The organism is Nocardia alba NBRC 108234, from assembly GCF_001612665.1.
Classification (GTDB): Bacteria; Actinomycetota; Actinomycetes; order Mycobacteriales; family Mycobacteriaceae; genus Nocardia; species Nocardia alba.
In genome coordinates this window covers 94,941-112,460 of sequence record NZ_BDAX01000028.1, presented here as the reverse complement: position 1 = coordinate 112,460, position 17,520 = coordinate 94,941, and the positions used below count along the sequence as shown (strand labels likewise).

General features: G+C 68.0%; 16 protein-coding genes. 7 read left to right on the top strand and 9 right to left on the bottom strand.

Annotated elements, in window-relative coordinates:
- Positions 1-55 precede the first annotated feature (55 nt).
- The 3 genes from NA12_RS26790 to NA12_RS26780 all read left to right on the top strand — a co-directional run bounded on the left by NA12_RS26790 (position 56) and on the right by NA12_RS26780 (position 3,011).
- Positions 56-733, top strand: coding sequence for a YdcF family protein (locus NA12_RS26790; RefSeq protein WP_067457184.1), 678 nt, complete (start codon positions 56-58; stop codon positions 731-733).
- 140 nt (positions 734-873) lie between these two features.
- Positions 874-1,683, top strand: a complete 810-nt coding sequence (locus NA12_RS26785; RefSeq protein WP_067457181.1) for an SAM-dependent methyltransferase — start codon at positions 874-876, stop codon at positions 1,681-1,683.
- Between the two features lie 35 nt (positions 1,684-1,718).
- Positions 1,719-3,011, top strand: a complete 1,293-nt coding sequence (locus NA12_RS26780) for a sensor domain-containing diguanylate cyclase (RefSeq protein ID WP_243655095.1) — start codon at positions 1,719-1,721, stop codon at positions 3,009-3,011.
- 17 nt (positions 3,012-3,028) lie between these two features.
- On the opposite strand, the gene NA12_RS26775 is transcribed toward NA12_RS26780, so the two are convergent.
- Positions 3,029-4,021 (bottom strand): acyl-ACP desaturase, encoded by a 993-nt coding sequence (locus tag NA12_RS26775; RefSeq protein ID WP_067457175.1) that lies wholly within the window; start codon positions 4,019-4,021, stop codon positions 3,029-3,031.
- A 201-nt stretch (positions 4,022-4,222) separates the two neighbouring features.
- Between NA12_RS26775 and NA12_RS26770 the strand changes: the two genes are divergently transcribed.
- Together NA12_RS26770 and fadD32 are read left to right on the top strand one after the other, a co-directional pair.
- Positions 4,223-5,470, top strand: coding sequence for a KasA/KasB family beta-ketoacyl-ACP synthase (locus NA12_RS26770; protein ID WP_255284102.1), 1,248 nt, complete (start codon positions 4,223-4,225; stop codon positions 5,468-5,470).
- A gap of 57 nt (positions 5,471-5,527) precedes the next feature.
- Complete coding sequence (fadD32, locus tag NA12_RS26765) at positions 5,528-7,408, top strand: long-chain-fatty-acid--AMP ligase FadD32 (RefSeq protein ID WP_132370248.1); 1,881 nt, start codon at positions 5,528-5,530, stop codon at positions 7,406-7,408.
- A gap of 59 nt (positions 7,409-7,467) precedes the next feature.
- Here fadD32 and NA12_RS26760 read toward each other — a convergent pair whose 3' ends face one another.
- From NA12_RS26760 to NA12_RS26740, 5 genes are all read right to left on the bottom strand, one after another.
- Positions 7,468-8,916: an LCP family protein gene (locus NA12_RS26760; RefSeq protein WP_067457165.1), complete on the bottom strand. Its 1,449-nt coding sequence runs from the start codon at positions 8,914-8,916 to the stop codon at positions 7,468-7,470.
- Positions 8,917-9,065: 149 nt separating this feature from the next.
- A complete protein-coding gene (locus NA12_RS26755; protein ID WP_067457162.1) occupies positions 9,066-10,274 on the bottom strand; it encodes a L,D-transpeptidase in 1,209 nt (402 codons plus the stop codon).
- 16 nt (positions 10,275-10,290) lie between these two features.
- Positions 10,291-10,833 carry a YceI family protein gene (locus NA12_RS26750; RefSeq protein ID WP_067457160.1) on the bottom strand — a complete coding sequence of 181 codons (543 nt, stop codon included), beginning with the start codon at positions 10,831-10,833 and terminating at the stop codon, positions 10,291-10,293.
- Positions 10,834-10,925: 92 nt separating this feature from the next.
- Complete coding sequence (locus NA12_RS26745; RefSeq protein ID WP_067457241.1) at positions 10,926-11,120, bottom strand: hypothetical protein; 195 nt, start codon at positions 11,118-11,120, stop codon at positions 10,926-10,928.
- Positions 11,121-11,154: 34 nt separating this feature from the next.
- A complete protein-coding gene (locus NA12_RS26740; RefSeq protein ID WP_067457157.1) occupies positions 11,155-12,375 on the bottom strand; it encodes an MFS transporter in 1,221 nt (406 codons plus the stop codon).
- Between the two features lie 166 nt (positions 12,376-12,541).
- On the opposite strand from NA12_RS26740, the gene NA12_RS26735 reads away from it, so the two are divergent.
- Together NA12_RS26735 and NA12_RS26730 are read left to right on the top strand one after the other, a co-directional pair.
- Positions 12,542-13,384: a DUF72 domain-containing protein gene (locus NA12_RS26735; RefSeq protein WP_243655094.1), complete on the top strand. Its 843-nt coding sequence runs from the start codon at positions 12,542-12,544 to the stop codon at positions 13,382-13,384.
- 110 nt (positions 13,385-13,494) lie between these two features.
- The gene (locus tag NA12_RS26730; RefSeq protein ID WP_157106417.1) at positions 13,495-14,025 is read left to right on the top strand and encodes an Rv3235 family protein; all 531 of its coding nucleotides are present in this window, start codon (positions 13,495-13,497) and stop codon (positions 14,023-14,025) included.
- A 1-nt stretch (position 14,026) separates the two neighbouring features.
- Here the strand turns inward: NA12_RS26730 and NA12_RS26725 are convergent, their stop codons facing one another.
- From NA12_RS26725 to NA12_RS26715, 3 genes are all read right to left on the bottom strand, one after another.
- The gene (locus tag NA12_RS26725; protein ID WP_067457148.1) at positions 14,027-15,406 is read right to left on the bottom strand and encodes a metallophosphoesterase family protein; all 1,380 of its coding nucleotides are present in this window, start codon (positions 15,404-15,406) and stop codon (positions 14,027-14,029) included.
- A 172-nt stretch (positions 15,407-15,578) separates the two neighbouring features.
- Entirely contained in the window at positions 15,579-16,103 is a 525-nt protein-coding gene (locus NA12_RS26720) for a DUF4254 domain-containing protein (protein ID WP_165914868.1), read from the bottom strand.
- A gap of 159 nt (positions 16,104-16,262) precedes the next feature.
- The gene (locus NA12_RS26715) at positions 16,263-17,408 is read right to left on the bottom strand and encodes an acyl-CoA dehydrogenase family protein (protein WP_067457142.1); all 1,146 of its coding nucleotides are present in this window, start codon (positions 17,406-17,408) and stop codon (positions 16,263-16,265) included.
- Between the last annotated feature and the right edge of the window lie 112 nt (positions 17,409-17,520).

Here is a 17,520-nt window from a genome sequence, read left to right as displayed (position 1 = left end):
CCCAGGATACCGGCCCGGACCGGGGCAAACATTCCGAACCATCAACATTTCAGAAATGGGCATGGCGGATGTCCCGGTGCGCGACGATGATGTGACGTCGCTTCGGGAGGTCACCATGCACCGGCTCTTCGCTCATCAGACACTGCGTCGTTGCGCGGCGGCGCTGGTGCTGCCCGCCGCACTGGTCGCGGCGCTCGCCGCAGCGCCACCCGGTGCCGCCGCGCCGTCCGCCGATCCGCTGGCGGGCGTGGTCGGTTCGGTCGCAGGCCTCGCCGGGATCGTGCTGCCTGCCACCTACGGCCCCGAGACGGCGATCGTGGTGCTCGGATATGGTCTGCTGCCCGATGGCACGATGCGACCCGAACTGGGTAATCGCCTGCACGCGGCGCTGATTCAGGCTCTGATGTCGCCGGCCTCCCCGGTGATCGTGACCGGCGGTAACCCGCGCAACGGTGTCACCGAGGCGCAGGTAATGGCCGACTGGCTCAATGTTCGCGGTGTCGCCAGGCAACGATTGCACGCGGAAACCGAAGCCGGTTCCACCGTGCAGAACGCCGAGTTCTCGGCGCGCATGATGGCAGCGCTCGGTGTGTCCGAGGCTGTCCTGATCACCTCGGCCGACCACATGCGTCGCGCCCTGGACAATTTCGTGGCCGCGGGCATCCCGGTAGTCGCCACCATGACACCGGATGTGGCCCCACTCTGGGCCGAGCCCTACGGTTCCGAGAAGTAGCGCCCGACAGTACCGCTGGTCGACTACGTGACCCTTGCTAACAGATAGCCGCGCCGATGTCGGTGCCGCCGATTACGATGCTGGTGGCATCGTCGCGGGTTGCGAGGGTGCGGTGCGGTAATGGCAGACAGGGGAATTCGATGGATCGGCCGGTATGGGCGCCCGAAGGTGTCGATATGCAGCATCCGAGTCCGGCTCGGATGTACGACGCTTTGCTCGGCGGCTCGCACAACTTCGCGGTCGACCGCGACGCCGCGGAGCTGGCTACCAGGCTCGTTCCCGACCTGCCGAGGTTGGCGCTGAGCAATCGGGCGTTTCTGCGCCGGGCGGTTCGCTTCATGCTCGACGCCGGAATCCGGCAGTTCCTCGACGTCGGTTCGGGCATCCCCACGGCGGGAAATGTGCACGAGATCGTGCACGAGCTGGACCCGGAGGCCACGGTGCTCTACGTCGATATCGACCCGGTAGCGGTCGCTCATTCGCGAACCATCCTGGCGGGCAATGTGCGCGCGGGCGCCATCGAAGCCGACCTACGCAAACCGGCTGATCTGGTCGCCGCGGTCCGCGAGACCGGTTTGATCGACTTCGACGCCCCGGTGGGTTTGCTGCTGATCGCGGTGCTGCACCTGGTGCCCGATATCGACGATCCGGTCGGTAAGGTGACTGCGCTGCGCGATGTGGTTGCCGCGGGTAGCTACATTGCCATTTCACATCTCACATCCGAGCTTCGGCCCGATGACGCCGGTAAACTGGGGACGAACTCGGTGAACCAGTCCAAGGTCGGAATCCATTTCCGGTCCAAAGACGAGATCGTCGCGTTGTTCGAGGGATGGGATTCGGTCGAACCCGGCGTTGTCGAGTTGCCGCTGTGGCGGCCCGAGTCCGAGCGTGATCAGCACGAGAAGCCAGGCCGTTCGCTCGGCATGGGCGGGGTCGCGATCAAGAAGTAGACCGCCTGACATGGCGGTGCGATAGACGATGACAGGTGGATGAAGCAGTGGGGTCGTGGGAGCTGGCGCAGCGGTGGGCGGATGCCCTCGACGGCGTCGTAGCTCCTACGCTCAACCGCTCCCAGATCGAAGAGATGCTCGGTGCCCTGTGCATCGGGCTGATCGACGCGGCGCGGGGCGGGCAGGACACCGATATCGCGCGGCGGGCCGCCCGGATGTTGGTTGCCGCCAATTACCGTGATCCGTCCGCGGTGAGCCATTCGGTGCCGGTGATCTGTGCTGACCTGGTCGAGATCGCCGCCGACGGCCCGGACGATCCCGAGCTACCGCAGATCCGCGACCGGGCGATCGCGCTGGCCGCCGACTTCGCGGCGGGCTTCACCGCGGCGCTGCGGGCCGCCGCGCTGGCCGAGCAGGAGGCCACGCTGGCCGCGGTGCTTGCCGCGGCACAGGAGGCCGAACAGCGGCGGGCCCTGTCGGAAGCCCGATTCGAGGCGGTCTTCGACGGCGCGCTGGTCGGCATCGGCACTGTCGACATGACCGGCCAGGTGGTGAACTGCAATGCCATCATGGCCGAGATGCTCGGCCAGACCCCGGAGACGATGCCGGGGCGGACCGTCGCCGACATTCTCGGTCCGCGGAACCTGAATTTCGCGTTCGAGCAACTCCAGCTGATGGTCGCCGGCGAATCCGAGAGCTTCCGCACCGAGACCGAGCATCTGCACGGCGACGGCCGCGCGACCGCGATCGACCTGTCGATGTCGGCGGTGCGCGGTACCGACGGCGCCATCGAGTTCCTGATCGGCGTCGCGGTCGATGTCACCGAGCGCAAGCAACTCGCCGACCGGCTGTGGCACGACGCCAATCACGACGCGCTCACCGGCCTGCCGAACCGCCCACACCTGTTCAACAGACTGGCGCAGGCACAACCGCCGATCGGGGTCTGCTATCTCGACCTCGACGGTTTCAAGGAGATCAACGATCTGTGGGGGCACACGGTCGGAGATCGTGTGCTCGAGGTCGTGGCCGACCGGATGCGTGAGGCGGTGCGTCCGGACTCGGCGCTCGCCGCCCGCATCGGCGGCGACGAGTTCCTGGTTTTGATCGAAAGATGTTCCGGTGAAGCACAATTGGCGCGACTCGCCGCCGAGCTGCTGGCCGCGCTCACCGCGCCGCTCGAGGTGGACGGGCACACGCTCGCGGTCGGCGCCAGCATCGGCACCGCCTTTTTCGAGCGATTGCCCGGCGCGGTAGACGAATTGGTACACGCCGCCGACGCGGCGATGTATCGCAACAAGAACCACGCGCGCCGCGACCCGGCCAGGTAGCGGCCGGGCCGGGTCGATCACACCGGTTGCCGTTCGCGCTCGGCCGTGCGTGCCAGCGCGCGATCGCGCTGTTCCTCGAAGCGCACGACATCACCGCCCAGCCGCTCGAGGAACGCTGCCAGATCCTCGCGAGCGCGCTCGCCTCTCGGTCCGAAGTCGTTGCGCTCGAAGATGTTCCACTTACGCAGCACCGGCATCAACACCTCTTCGAGATGCTGGCGCAGATCGTAGATGCCGTGCTTGGCCATGAGCACGCCGTTGCGTCGCCAGCCGGGCATGCCCGCGCCGGGCATCTGGAAGTTCTGCACGATGGTGTTGATCGCCTCGATGGTCTGGTCGGGGGCCAGGTCGAGCGAGGCGGCGCACAGGTTGCGGTAGAAGATCATGTGCAGGTTCTCGTCGGCGGCGATGCGGGCCAGCATGCGGTCGGCGATCGGATCGTCGCAGACGCGGCCGGTGTTGCGATGGCTCACCCTGGTGGCCAGTTCCTGGAAGGTCACATAGGCGACGGAGAACAGGAACCCGGCGCCGGTCGAAGTGTGGATGTCGTATCCGGGTGCCTTGGCGTCGACGACGGCCATCGCCGAGTATCCGTTGGTCATATGGATCATTCGGGCCTGCTCGAGCGCGACCGGGTCGACGCCACGGGTCACCACGAGGTAATCACGCAACACGATCCCGTGCCGGTTCTCCTCGGCGGTCCAGCGGCCGACCCAGGTGCCCCACGCGCCGTCCTCGGAGAAGTTCTCGGCGATCTCGCGGTGATAGGAGGGTAGGTTGTCCTCGGTGAGCAGGTTGGTGACCATCGCCGCCTTGGCGAGCTCGCTGAGAGCGGATTGTTCTGGGTCCCAATCGATTCCGCCCATCGACGCGAAGTTCCGGCCTCGATCCCACGGGACGTAATCGTGGGGGTGCCAGTCCTTGGCCATCGACAGATGGCGGTCGACATTGCTCGCGGCGATGGGTTCAAGCTCGATCAGTAGTTCCAGTTGGGTCAGGTTCCTGGCCACGCTCGTTTGCCCTTTCCGGTTAGTGAAAAGCGAGAGTTGCGTCGGTCCGGTAGTGTTGCCCGTCGTCACAATAGACCTGGCGCATCGCGCCTGGAAACGACACGGTGTTCTGCGCACTGTTTCGGAATTTGGGCGCGTCGCGTCGTGTGCATATACGCTCCACCAGTTCAGCTCCATCAGCGGTTCCCGTTCAGTCGTGGCATAGCTAGAGAGAGTGAGCGAAAATTTATGACGGATATCGTGGTCACGAGCCTGGCGGCGACCACGTCGATCGCGGGCGACGTCGACTCGACCTGGAAAGGTCTGCTCAACGGCGAGAGCGGAATCGACGTCTTGGAAGATTCCTTCATCGACGACTTCGAACTGCCGGTGCGGATCGGCGGCCACCTGAAGGTGTCACCCACCCTCTCGCTCACCCGCGAAGAGGCGCGCAAGCTGTCCTACGTCGAGCAGATGGCCGTGGTTCTCGGTCGCGAGGTGTGGCGCAACGCGGGCAGTCCCGAGGTGGACCACGACCGGCTGGGCGTCTCCATCGGCACCGGCCTCGGCGGCGCGGAATCGCTGATCTACGCGCGCGACCGGCTGCGCAACGGCGGCTACCGCAAGGTCTCGCCGTTGACCGTGCAGGCCATCATGCCCAACGGCCCCGCGGCCTGCGTCGGCCTCGAGTTGGGGGCGCGGGCCGGGGTTTCCACGCCGGTGTCGGCCTGCTCGTCGGGCTCGGAGGCGATCGCCAACGCGTGGCGGATGATCATGATGGGCGATGCCGACATCGTGGTCACCGGCGGTGTCGAGGGCTCCATTCAGGCGGTGCCGATCGCGGCGTTCACGCAGATGCGCGCGATGAGCACCCGCAACGACGATCCGAAGGCGGCCTCGCGCCCCTTCGACGCCGACCGCGACGGGTTCGTCTTCGGCGAGGCGGGCGCGATGATGGTGATCGAGACCGAGGAACACGCGAAGGCGCGCGGCGCGACGATTCACGCTCGACTGCTCGGCGCGGGCGTCACCTCCGACGGGTTCCATCTCGTCGCACCGGATCCAGAGGGCACCGGCGCCGCACGAGCGATGACGCGGGCGATCCAGACCGGCGGGATCAGCCGCGCCGACGTGACCCACATCAACGCCCACGCCACCGCGACTCCGATCGGTGACACCGCCGAGGCGAACGCGATCGCGAAGGCGATCGGCTCGCACGCTTCGGTGTACGCGCCCAAGTCGGCTCTCGGGCATTCGATCGGCGCGGTCGGCGCGCTCGAATCGGTGCTGACGGTGCTCAGTGTTCGCGACAGCATCGTTCCGCCCACGCTGAATCTGGACAATCAGGACCCGGATATCGATTTGGATGTCGTGTCGGGTCAGGCGCGGCGCGGAAGAATCGATTACGCGGTGAACAACTCCTTCGGTTTCGGCGGTCACAACGTGGCGATCTCGTTCGGGCGGTATTGACGATTCGTCCTGTGCCGGCGGGTTCTGGTCAATGTGCGTTGAAAAGGATTGGGAATGATCGGCGACACTTTCGACGACTATGTGGACGAACTGGGGACGATCCGGATTCCGGGTGATCAGACCCTGATCGACTTCGTCGACAAACACAGCGAGGCCAACGGGGACGATCTGGCCTATCGCTTCATCGACTATTCGACAGAACGTGAGGGGGAATATCAGGAGCTGACCTGGCGCGAGTTCGGCGTGCGGCTGCGCGCGGTGGCCGCGCGACTGCAGCAGGTGACTCAGCCCGGCGATCGGGTGGCGGTGCTGGCGCCGCAGGGTCTCGACTATGTCGTCGCGTTGTTCGCGGCGGTGTACGCGGGGAATGTGGCTGTGCCACTGTTCGATCCGGAGGAGCAGGGCCACAGCGACCGGCTACACGCCGTGCTCGGCGACTGCGAACCCGCCGCGGTGCTCACCGTCGGCAGCGCGGCCGCGGGCGTGCGCAAATTCTTCCGCGAACAGCCCGCCGCGCAGCGGCCCAGGATCATCGCGGTCGAGGCGATTCCCGACACTGTCGGTGCGCGCTGGCGCAGGCCCGACATCAATATCGACAGCGTGGCGTATCTGCAGTACACGTCCGGGTCGACGCGGGTGCCCGCCGGTGTCGAGATCACCCACCGCTCGGTGGGGACGAACCTGCTGCAGATGATCGACGCCATCGGGATCACCGAGAACGCCCGCGGGGTCACCTGGTTGCCGCTGTTCCACGACATGGGGCTGCTCACGGTGATCCTGCCGACCATCGGCGGCAAGTTCATCACCATCATGTCGCCGAGCGCGTTCGTGCGCAGGCCCGCGCGCTGGATCAAGGAGCTCGCCGCCCAAGCCGACGGTGCCGAGATCTATTCGGCAGCACCGAATTTCGCGTTCGAACACGCGGCGATGCGCGGGTTGCCCAAGGGCGGCGAGACGCTCGACCTGTCGAATGTGATCGGTCTGATCAACGGCAGCGAACCTGTCTCGGTGGCCTCGATGCGTAAGTTCAACGAGGCGTTCGCGCCCTACGGGCTGTCCAAGACCGCCATCAAGCCGTGCTACGGGATGGCCGAGGCGACGCTGTTCGTGTCGGCGACCAAGCGCGACGACGAGGCGCGGGTGGTCTATGTCGATCGCGGGCAGTTGAACGACGGGCGGATGGTGGAGTGCGACGAGCACGCCGCGAACGCGGTGGCGCAGGTGTCGTGCGGACACGTCGCGCGGTCGCAGTGGGCGGTGATCGTCGATCCGGGCACCGGGGTGGAGCGAGGCCACGGCGAAGTCGGCGAGATCTGGTTGCACGGCGACAATATGGGCATCGGGTATTGGGGCCGGGCGCAGGAGACCGAGGAGACCTTCCACAACCGGGTGAGCGCGCGCCTGGCTACCGGAAGTCGCGCCGCGGGTGCGCCCGACGACGCGAAATGGATGCGGACCGGCGACTACGGTGCCTATCACGACGGCGAGCTGTTCATCACCGGTCGCGTGAAGGACCTGGTGATCGTCGACGGGCGCAACCACTATCCGCAGGATCTCGAATACTCGGCGCAGGAGGCCAGCACGGCCCTGCGGCCCGGTTTCATCGCGGCCTTCTCGGTGCAGGCGGGGCAGTTGCCCACACCCGTGCTCGAGGCCGGGGCGGTGTCCGATCCGGCGGCGGAACAATTGGTGATCGTCGCCGAAAGGGGAACAGGCGCGGCGAAACTCGAGCCGGGCCCGATCACGGATATGGTGCGCGCGGCGATCGCGCGCAGGCACGGGGTGATGGTGCGGGACCTGTTGCTGGTGCCTGCTGGGTCGATTCCGCGGACGTCGAGCGGGAAGATCGCCCGGCGGGCCTGCAAGGCCGCGTATCTGGACGGGACGCTGCGCGGTGGATACCGGCAGCAGGCCTACCCGGACGCCCCCGAGGAGTGAGAATCGGTCGGCCACCGGGCATTCCGGTGGCCGACCGGATATCCGCCGACGGCGGTTGGTCAGTTGACGCAGGGAATGGTGTCGCCGATGGTGGTGGACACCGGTTTTCCCGCATCCGGCACCGGCACGGAGCCGGCGGCCGTGGTCGGGGGCGCAGTGGTCGTCGGGGTGGTGGGGCTCAGTTCGAGCGGCAGGGTGAAGTCCGCGCCGAGCACCACTTCGATCCGCCCGTCCGCCACCGAGGGCGACGCCGAAAACGGCAGGCCGCCGAGCATTTCCGCCAGCGCACGCGCATCGTCGGCGGCACCGAGACCGTAGGTGAGGGCCGAGTAGGGGCCGTCACTGGAATCACCGTCGCCGATCAGGCCCGCACCGTAGCCCCGGTTCGTCAGCGCGACCGAGAGCGTTGCCGCCTGACCTGGCAACGCGCCCACATTGTGGATATCGACCACGCTCGTCGGAGTGGGCGCCGTGGTCGTAATTGTCGGCACCTCCTGGCCGAAAGCGGCCCGCACCTCACGTTTGATCGCGGCCGGGTCGACGATGTTCACGTCCTGGCCGTCGATCACGTCGTAGCGCACCACCGGCAGCGTGTGGAATTCGACCGGTACCGAACCCGCGGAGCCGAGGTCGCGGGCGAAGTCGAACAGGTTCCAGCCGTCGGAGAGCACCATGTCGCGGTGCGCCACATTCATCAGTTCCGCGAGTCGGCTCAGGTTGGTCAGCGTTCCGGAGTCCCTGAGCGACTTGGCAACCGAGGTGAGGAAGGCCTGCTGACGGTGGGTGCGGTCGAGGTCGCCGTTGAGCAGACCGTGCCGTTGCCGGACGAACGCCAGGGCCTGGGAACCATCGAGATGCTGCCTGCCCGCGGGGAAGATCGCGCCGGAGAACTCGCTGTCGTCGACGGCGTGCTCGAGGCACACGTCGACCCCGCCGACCGCGGTCGCCAGGTCGTAGAAGCCCGCGAGGGAGATCTCGGCGAACCGGTCGATCGGAACGCCGACGAGATCGCGGACCGCGGTGACGATTGACGCGCGCCCGGCCTCCCGTCCCCGCCGCTCCAGCACGACCGGATCCTTCTCGCCCTGCTCGATCAGCTTCGCCTGCACCGCGGCCTTTTTCAGGCCGTACGCCTCTTTGATCTTGATCTGCTGGTAGCCGGGGATGCCGGTCACCGTCACATAGTCGTCGCGCGGGATGGAGAAGGCGACGACCTTGCTCTTGTCCGCCGGAATACGCAGCAGGATGAGCGAATTCGCGTTGTAGCCGCCTTCGGTGCCGTCGCCGGCGTGCAACTGCTCGAGCACCTCCCTCGGCAGGTCGTTGCCGTCGAGGTCCTTGCGGGTGTCGAGGCCGATCAGCAGGATGTTGACGGCGCCGCCGACGGAACGCGGCGCGTCCGTACCGAGTGCGGTGGAGTGGGTGAAGCCGGAATCGAAGTCCCGCTCCACCGACCAGGCCAGGCCGGTACCCGCGAGCACGGCCGTCGCGGTGGTCGCCACGAGCATCCTGGCCAGGATCGATGCGACTCGACGAGCACGTCGACGCCGGGGCGCGCGATGACCGGTGGCGACGCGCTTGCCGACCCGCTGTGGTCCGCGCCGTGCTGACTCCCGGCTCGGCGGCGCCGCAAAGGCCGCAAAGGCATTGTCGGCGTTCACCGTAACGCGCTACCCGCCTGCCACTGGTCCCATGGCACACTCCAATCGCCGTTCTGCCACACCTCGAGCGGCGCGCCGCCGGTATTCCTGATCTCGACCACGTCACCGGGTTGGGAGAATTCGTAGAACCAGCGGGCGTTCTCGCCACTGAGATTGAGGCAGCCGTGTGAGACGTTGGTGTTGCCCTGCGCCCAGATCGTGTCGTCGAGCTGGTGCAGATAGATGCCGTCGGTGCTGATCCTGGTCGCCCAGCCGATGGATTCCTTGTAGCCGAGCCTGGAGTTCACCGGCAGGCCGTAGGTGGAGGAGTCCATGATCACCGGATTGGCCTTGTCCATCACGGTGTAGGTCCCCGGCTGGGTCCAGAAGGTGATGGTCTTGCCCGCGACGGTCTGGCTGCCGCCCATCCCCAGCGAGGTGGGCATCGTCTTGATCAGCGTGCCGTTCTCGTACACCCGGACCTGCTTGTCGTTGTCGTCGACGATCGAGACGTGCGAGGCGCCGATGGTGAAGCTGGTCTTCGTGTCCTCCTGGCCGTAGAGGCCGCCGCCGAGATCCTTGCCGTAGATGTCGGCGTCGAGCGTCACCAACGTGTCGGGCGTGTAGTAGTTCGCGGGGCGCCAGTGGGCGTTGCGGTTGTCGAGCCAGTACCAGGAACCGGTGACGGGCGGATCGGTGGTGACCGACAGGTGCTTCTCGGCCGTCGCGCGATCGGGCACGTCCTCGTCGAAGTGCGCGACGACGACGGTGCCCACGCCGTAGGTGCCCGACGGGGACAGCTCCTCGCCGCCCGTGGTGCGGAAATAGACCTTGGTCTGATTGTTCGGCGCGAGCGTGCTGAACGACGAGGTGATCGGTCCGACCCGGCCGGTGACGGTCACCGCCTCGGCGGTGACCGTGTAGGTGTGGCCGTAGCCGAGCGGTTCCGACGGTTTCCAGGCCGACTGGTCCGGGGTGAGGATGCCCTCGACCGTGCCGCCCTGCTCGTTGGTCATCGTGACCGCGGTGAGCTGCCCGTCGCTGGTGCTGACGCGGACCGGGCCGAGCGGATCGATCTCGGTCGCGCCGTCGGTGGGCGCGACCGAGATCGTCGGTGTCGGCGGGGCGGCGGATTCGGTCGCGGATTCGCTCGGCGAGCCGCCGCAGGCCGCGACCAGCACCAGGAGCCCGGCGGCGAGGCCGGCTCGAAAACGTCGTCCTGACATCGCAGCTCCTGTGCGTTCAGCTCTGCAGGCCGACCTCGACGTCGAGCGAGAGGTTGATCTTGTCGCCGATCACGGCGCCGCCGTCGGCCATCGGAATGTCGGTGGTGAGGCCGAAATCGCGGCGGTTGATGGTGGCGGTCGCGGTGAATCCGGCGACCGGGGCGTCGGCCATGCCGGGGCCGGTGCCGAGGAATTCGACGTCGAGGGTCACCGGGTGGGTGTTGCCGCGGATGGAGAAATCGCCGGTGACGGAGAACTCGTTGCTCAGCGCCGTGAAACCGGAGGCCTTGAAGGTGGCGATCGGGTGATTCGCGACGTCGAAGAAGTCGGCACTGGCCAAGTGGCCGTCGCGCTGTGCGTTGTCGGTGGTGACGGAGGCGACCTTCAACTCGACGTCGGCGTCGGCGGTGCCGTCGGGGTGGACCACGAGCGTGCCGCCGAAATCGGTGAACCGGCCACGTACTTTGCTCACCATCAGGTGGCGCACGGAGAACTGCAAGGTGGAGTGGGCGGGGTCGATGACCCAGGTTCCAGTGGGTAGTCCGGTAGGGGCCGACATGGTCTCTCCTCACTTGGCGATCCGGCCGTGTGCGGGCCGACGGGCGTGAAGCGATAACGCCAACCAGCGTAACCCCGTCGCGCGCGGGCGGGTCAGTCCTCGCTGGTGGCGCGTTCGCCGAGAAACCGCAGCAGGGTGGCATCGGTGGAGGTGAAGCGGTCTACCTCCTGCCCGCCGGTGCATTCGTAGAGGGCGATGGTCACCGAATCCGGTCGGCGGTGGACGACCCGCCAGACCGCGCCGCAATCCTGCCAGCGCTGGAGGGTCTCGACGGGGTCGGTACTCACCAGATCCACCGTAGTGACAGGGAAGGGCGCGCGCTCAGATCCGTTCGCGGTAGTTCGCGGCGACGAGCGCGAGACAACCCGCGGCGATCGCGGCGGTGACCAGATACATGGCGGGATAGCCGACCCCGAGGCCGCTGTGTAGCGCCGACAGGACCGCGGGCACGCCGAAGCCGAGGTAACTCACCGAGTAGAAGACCGCGTTCAAGCCCGCGAGGTCGCCGGGGCCCGCGATCCGTTCGATCTGCTGTAGGCCGGCGACGAGGCCGATCCCGTAGCCGCTGCCGAGCACGACGGCGGTCAGTAGCGTCACCCAGATGCTCAGGGTGGCCGCCGTCCACGCGGCAAGGACCATGCCGGTGGTGAGCAGTACGAGCGCGACCACCGCGGCGCGCGCGGTGCCGGGGCGGTCGATGCGGCGTGCCACCGATTGAATGGTGAATCCGCAGCCGAGCGTCACCATGGTGACCAGGGCGGAGAAGGCGATCGGGGCCTGTTGCACGCGCGGCAGCATCAGCGTGGGCAGGACCGCGTAGGCGGTGGCATTGGCGGTGAACAGCCACAGTGCGATCGGCACCGCGACCCGCAGGAATCGTCGGTGTCCGGCGGCGGGGATCGTCAGGTCGTCGCGCAGCCTGCCCGGATTCGCTCGGCGCGTCACGGTCTCCGGTGTTCTGGCCACCCAGAACGCGGTCGCGACGCAGAGTGTCGCGTTGACGAGATAGGCGGTCGAATCGGGCAGCGGGCCCCACTGCGCGAGGGTTCCCGCCACCCCGGCGCCGAGGGCGAACCCGGCGGTCAGGCTCATCGCGGATCGGCGGGCCCCCTTGCCCGTGGCGGCCGCGGCGAACGGCGGTTGCGACAGTTCCTTGAGCCAGCTGCCGCCGACCGCCATCGCGAGCCCGAGTGCGACACCGCACAGCATCCGCCCGGCCGCCAGCATCGGCACCGAGGCCGCGCCCGCCGCGAGCAGCAGGGAACCGGCCGCGGCGATCAGCGGTGCGGGCAGCATCAAGGGGCGGCGGCCGAACCGGTCCGACAGCGGACCGCCGATGAGCAGCGCGGGCACGATGCCGAGGACGTAGTAGAACAGCAGCAGGTCGACCGCGGTCAGCGCCAGACCGTGGGCCTTGTACATCACCAGCAGCGGCGTGAACTCGTTGCCGCCCCACGCGATCGCCACCATGGCGGCGCACACGCCGAGCCAGGCGCGGGTTACCGAGACAGCACCGGGCCGCTCGGTGGTGAGAATCGCCATCACAGGCCCTTTCCGTTGTGCGCGCACCGGAATTCATGATGTGGCGGGTGCGCGGTAGCCGACCTGCTCGGCCGGACTCCGCGGCTCCCGCCGCCCGCGCGCCGGGCGAACTGGTGGCAACCGGTCTCATTTTAGGGCCGGGCGGTCGCTGTATTACCGTCGGCCTGTGCGTGAGCTGCGGATGGGTTGTGCGATGTGGACGCATCCACAGTGGCAGCAGCGGTTGCCCGCGTCGGGGGAGCGGTTGCGTACCTACAGCGGGCACTGCGGTGCGGTCGAGGGCAACACCACCTTCTACGCGACGCCGTCCGCGTCCACCGTCGAGTCGTGGGCGCGACAGACCGCGCCCGATTTCCGGTTCGTGCTCAAGCCGCCCAGGGCGGTGACACATGAGCGCAGGCTCATCGACGCGGGCGCCGAACTCGGTGCCTTTCTCGACGTGATGGCGCCGCTCGGGCCGCGCGTGCACGCGCTGTGGATCCAGTTGCCCGCGTCGTTCGGGCCGACCGACCTCGGCGCCCTCGCGCGCTTCTGGCGTGAGCTGCCCGGTGGACTTCGCTGCGCGGTGGAAGTGCGGCACCCGGCGTTCTTCGACGACGAGCGGGCCGCGGTACAGCTGGAACGGGTGCTCGGGCGGATCGGGGCCGAATGGGTGCCGTTCGATACGACGGTCCTGTTCGACGGACCACCGGGTGACCCCTCCGAGTACGAGGCGCGAGCGAAGAAGCCTCGCGTGCCGCGTCGGATGCGGGCACTGACCGAGTACCCGATCGTGCGCTACCACGGCCGCGCCGATCTCGAACGGACCGTGGCGGGCTGGCAGCCGTGGGTGGAGACGGTCGCGGACTGGCTGCGCGAAGGCCGCTCGCCCACGGTGTTCGTGCACACTCCCGACAACGCCGCCGCGCGTGATCTGGCCCGTCGCTTCCACGACGAGGTCCGCGCGATCGTCCCCGATCTGCCCGCGCAGCCGACGGCGGAGTCCGACGAACCGATGACGCTGTTCTGAGAGCGGACATCTCGAGGCGACCTGCGTCGATTTCACGAACGCCTGTCGGACCCGCGTGGCATGCTGTGCGCCACACTGGGGAGTGGGTGGACTGACTCGAGGGGACGAGCATGTCTACGGAGGCAATGGTGTTGTCGCCCGCGCCGCATTGCGAGCCGCGGTTGGAGGGCGGGGAAGTGGTCCAGCGTGGCGCGGATGTGAATACCGCTGTGCCCCATCGTGTTACCGGTTCGGGACGGCCGAGGGCCGCGGGTGGAGCGCCGGCGAGTATCCGCAGGGTGGTGCGCGCGTCCTGCCCGCAGGCGGTGCCCGCCGTCGAATCGCTGGCGACCGCACAACGATTCGCCGAGCAGGTCCTGCGGCTGCTCTTGGAGGTGGTCGACAGGCGCAGATCGCCGACTCATCTGCGTGCGTACACCGACGCCCGGGCGCTCGCCGCGATCAACACCATGCTCGCGCAGGATCTGGTCCCCGGCCGCGGCTTGGGCAGCGCCACTTTGACCCGCGTGAAGCTGACACCGGCACCGGACGGCGCCGAGGTCTTCGCCTCGTATCAGCGTGGGCCGCGCACGCTCGCTGTCGCGGGGCGTATCGAGTCGCTCAGGGACGGTTGGCGTTTGGTCGCGGTACGAATGTACTGAATCAACGCAGCGGGGTGACTCCCGAGAAGTCGTGGGGTGCGCGGTGATTGCGGTCGGGGAGGCTGCCGAGGGCGTGGTCGGGGTGCAGGCCGAAGTATTGCTTGCGGGTCTTGCTGGTCCAGGCCAGCGCCGCCGCGGCGGCGATGCGGTGGAAATGCACCGTGTAGCCGTGTTCGTAGAGGCGTAGCAGGGCGTAGCCGCCGGGGTACTCCTTCACCGCCGCTACCTCGAGGTACTCGACATCGCCGGAATCGGGGCGGGTGCGGCGGTTGCGGTGGGTGTGGCCGCTGTGGTGCAGGAAGATGCCGGGGGTCGTTCGGTAGCAGGCCTGCAAGGCCGACGTGCTCGCGTGATCGAGGACGAAACCGGGGCCGCCGGGGTTGCTCAGTGCCGCGTAGCGGGTGGCGGGGTGGTGTCCGAAGACCAGCGTCGGTCGGTCGGGGTCGGCGGCGAGTGTCGCGCGGAGCCGGGCGAGTTGGTCGGCGTCGATCGTGCCGCCGGCACCTCGCCGTCGCGTGGTGTCGAGGCCGATCAGCCGCAAGCCGCCGAGTTCATGGCAGGTGAGTTGCCCGAACGGCTGGAACACAGCGCCCCAATGATCGTGCTCGCCGCGCCCGATATCGTGATTGCCACGGCAGACGAAGTGATCGACGCCCGCCGAGCCCCAGGCGTCCAGGCGTGCCCTGATGCCCTCGGACTGTTCGGCGCTGCCGCAATCGGTGAGATCTCCCGCGACCACGAGGTGATCCGCCGCGCGCTCCGGTCGGCGGATGTCGTGCAGCAGCGCCTCGGTCATCACCTGTGGGTAGAGCCCGTCGTCATGGCGCAGGCCCGGCGGCAGTCCGGCGACGATCAAGCCGCTGCGATCCTCGCCCCAGTGCAGGTCGTTGGCGAGGGCGATCGTGCGCAGCAGTCGCCCCGGGGGCGGCGGCGCGGTGCGGAAGACGCCGGTGGCCTCGGGGGTTCCGGGGCGTCGCGTCACCCAGGTGCGGCCGGGAACCGCGGTTTCGCCGTCGGAGCGGGCACGGAAGCGATAGCGGCGGCCGGGCTCGAGGCCGCGCACCTCTGCGTAGTGGTGCGCGGTGCGGCGGCCGTCGAGGTAGCGGGTTGCCGGTGCGGCCGAGCTGTCGGCGGGCGCGAGCAGCACCTCGGTGTCGGCGGCCGCCGGGCGCAACCGGCCCGCGCGATCACGTCGATGGGTGGACCACGTGAGGATCGCCGTGTCGTGGGTGACGGTGACGACCTCGAGGTCGGTGACGACGAGTCGATCGTGCACGCCGCGCCACGAAGACGGCCGCGCCATCGGCGCGCGGACCGTGGCCGCCGCGGCCCCGGAGGCGGCGTTGACCAACCATGCGGTGTGCAGTCGCGGATCGAGCATGTCGGGCTCCGTTCGCCGTCTCCGGCTGACGGTACGGCGCCCGGCTGAACGCCCGTGGGCGGTGATGTGACCGTTGATCGCCCAGGTGGCGACCGTATCGCGACGGCGCCGCGCGCCGGATGACCACCGCGATGGCGATCGGCGACATCGAGGGAGTGGTCTGCCTTGTCGGCTACTCCGTGCGCGGTGTGTTCCGGATTTCCGGTGTCCCATCGCTTTCCGGCGTCTCGTTGTCGAGTCCGTCCGGTAGCCGACGCGCACCGCTGGCCACTTCGGCGATGAGATCGTCGTAACCACAGGCCAATTCGTGCAGGCGCGCTTGCGCGGCGTGCAGGGGGGCTTCGGCGCCGCAGGCCAGCGCGCGGTAGGTGAGTGCGGCGAAATGGGCCATGCGGTCGACGACGGCGCCGATACTCTCGGTGTGCATCGGCGCCGAGGTCGCCGGGGTGGGCGAGCGGATCACGACCCAGCGGTCGATCTCGCAGACCAGACGCGCACGCGCCCAATCGATTTCGCTGGTATCGCCGGGGATCTGCTGTTCGCGGCGCTCGTGCAGGGTGGCCAGCTCGTGCGCGGCGGACAGGACGGGATCACCCACGCCGGCTACCCCGCAGACCGCCTGCATCATCCGGTTTCGGTCCGGCAGTGCCTGTTCGGGTCCGGGCCGTCCCGTCGAACCGCTGCCGTCCGTGTCCACTGTTGCCGCACCATCCCTGTCGTCGATCGTGCACCGCTTGTCGAAGGACATTCGTCTCGGCGGGGACGACGGATAGGTCACGAAATGACCCCCTAACAGCGAAAACCGACCGCGAACCGGTGTTCGCGGTCGGTCGGTATCACCGATCGGGCCTGCGTGTCACAGGCTCCTGGCGATGATTTCCTTCATGATCTCGTTGGTGCCCGCGTAGATCAGCTGGACGCGGTTGTCGACCCACATGCGCGCGATCGGGTACTCGTTCATGTAGCCGTAGCCGCCGAACAGCTGCAGACAGGTGTCGGCGATCTGCATCGCCTTGTCGGTGGTCCACCACTTCGCCATGGCGACGGTGGGGATGTCGAGTTCGCCGCGCAGGTGCTTGTCGATGCAGTCGTCGATGAACACGCGCGCGATGTGGGCCTCGGTGGCGACCTCGGCCAGCTTGAACTTGGTGTTCTGGAAGCCGAACACCGCACGGCCGAACGCCTCGCGCTCCTTGGTGTAGCGCAGCGTGTGATCGAGGGCGACCTCCATGCCCGCGACCGCGCCCGTCGACACGATCAGGCGTTCCTGGGGCAGCTGCTGCATCAGTTGGATGAAGCCCTGGCCCTCCTGGGTGCCGAGCAGGTTGGTCACCGGGACGCGCACGTCCTCGAAGAACAGCTCGGAGGTGTCCTGGCCCTTCTGGCCGATCTTGTCGAGCACGCGACCGCGCCGGAATCCCGCGCGATCGGCCTCGACCAGCACCAGCGAGACGCCGGACGCGCCCTGGGTGGGGTCGGTCTTGGCGACCAGGATGATCAGGTCGGCCTGCGCGCCGTTGGTGATGAAGGTCTTGGAGCCGTTGATGACGTACTCGTCGCCGTCGCGGATCGCCTTGGCCTTGACGGCCTGCAGGTCGGAGCCGGTGCCGGGCTCGGTCATCGCGATGGCGCCCACGACCTCGCCGCTGGCCATCTTGGGCAGCCAGTGCTTCTTCTGCTCCTCGGTGCCGTAGGCGAGCACGTAGTGGGCCACGATGCCGTTGTGCAGGGTGATGCCCCACCCGGTGTCGACCGCGTGGGCCTGCTCCTCGATGATCACAGCCTCGTGCGCGAAGGTGCCGCCACCGCCGCCGTACTCCTCGGGGATCGAGATGCACAGCAGGCCGACTTCGCCCGCCTTGTTCCACAGGTCGCGGTCGACGTGATGCTGCTCGCGGTACTTGTCGACGTTGGGGACGAGTTCCTTGGCCATGAACGCGCGGGTCATGTCACGCAGCGCGTCCAGGTCCTCGTTCATCCAGCTGGACCGTTTGGCGGCCATCGAGTCTCCTTGTTCGGCTCGGCACAGCACCGGTCGAGGCGTGACCGGTGGTTACGGACACCAGTGTGCCGCAGTATTGACGTAGTGACAATAGTGCTGCCGAAATGGGCTC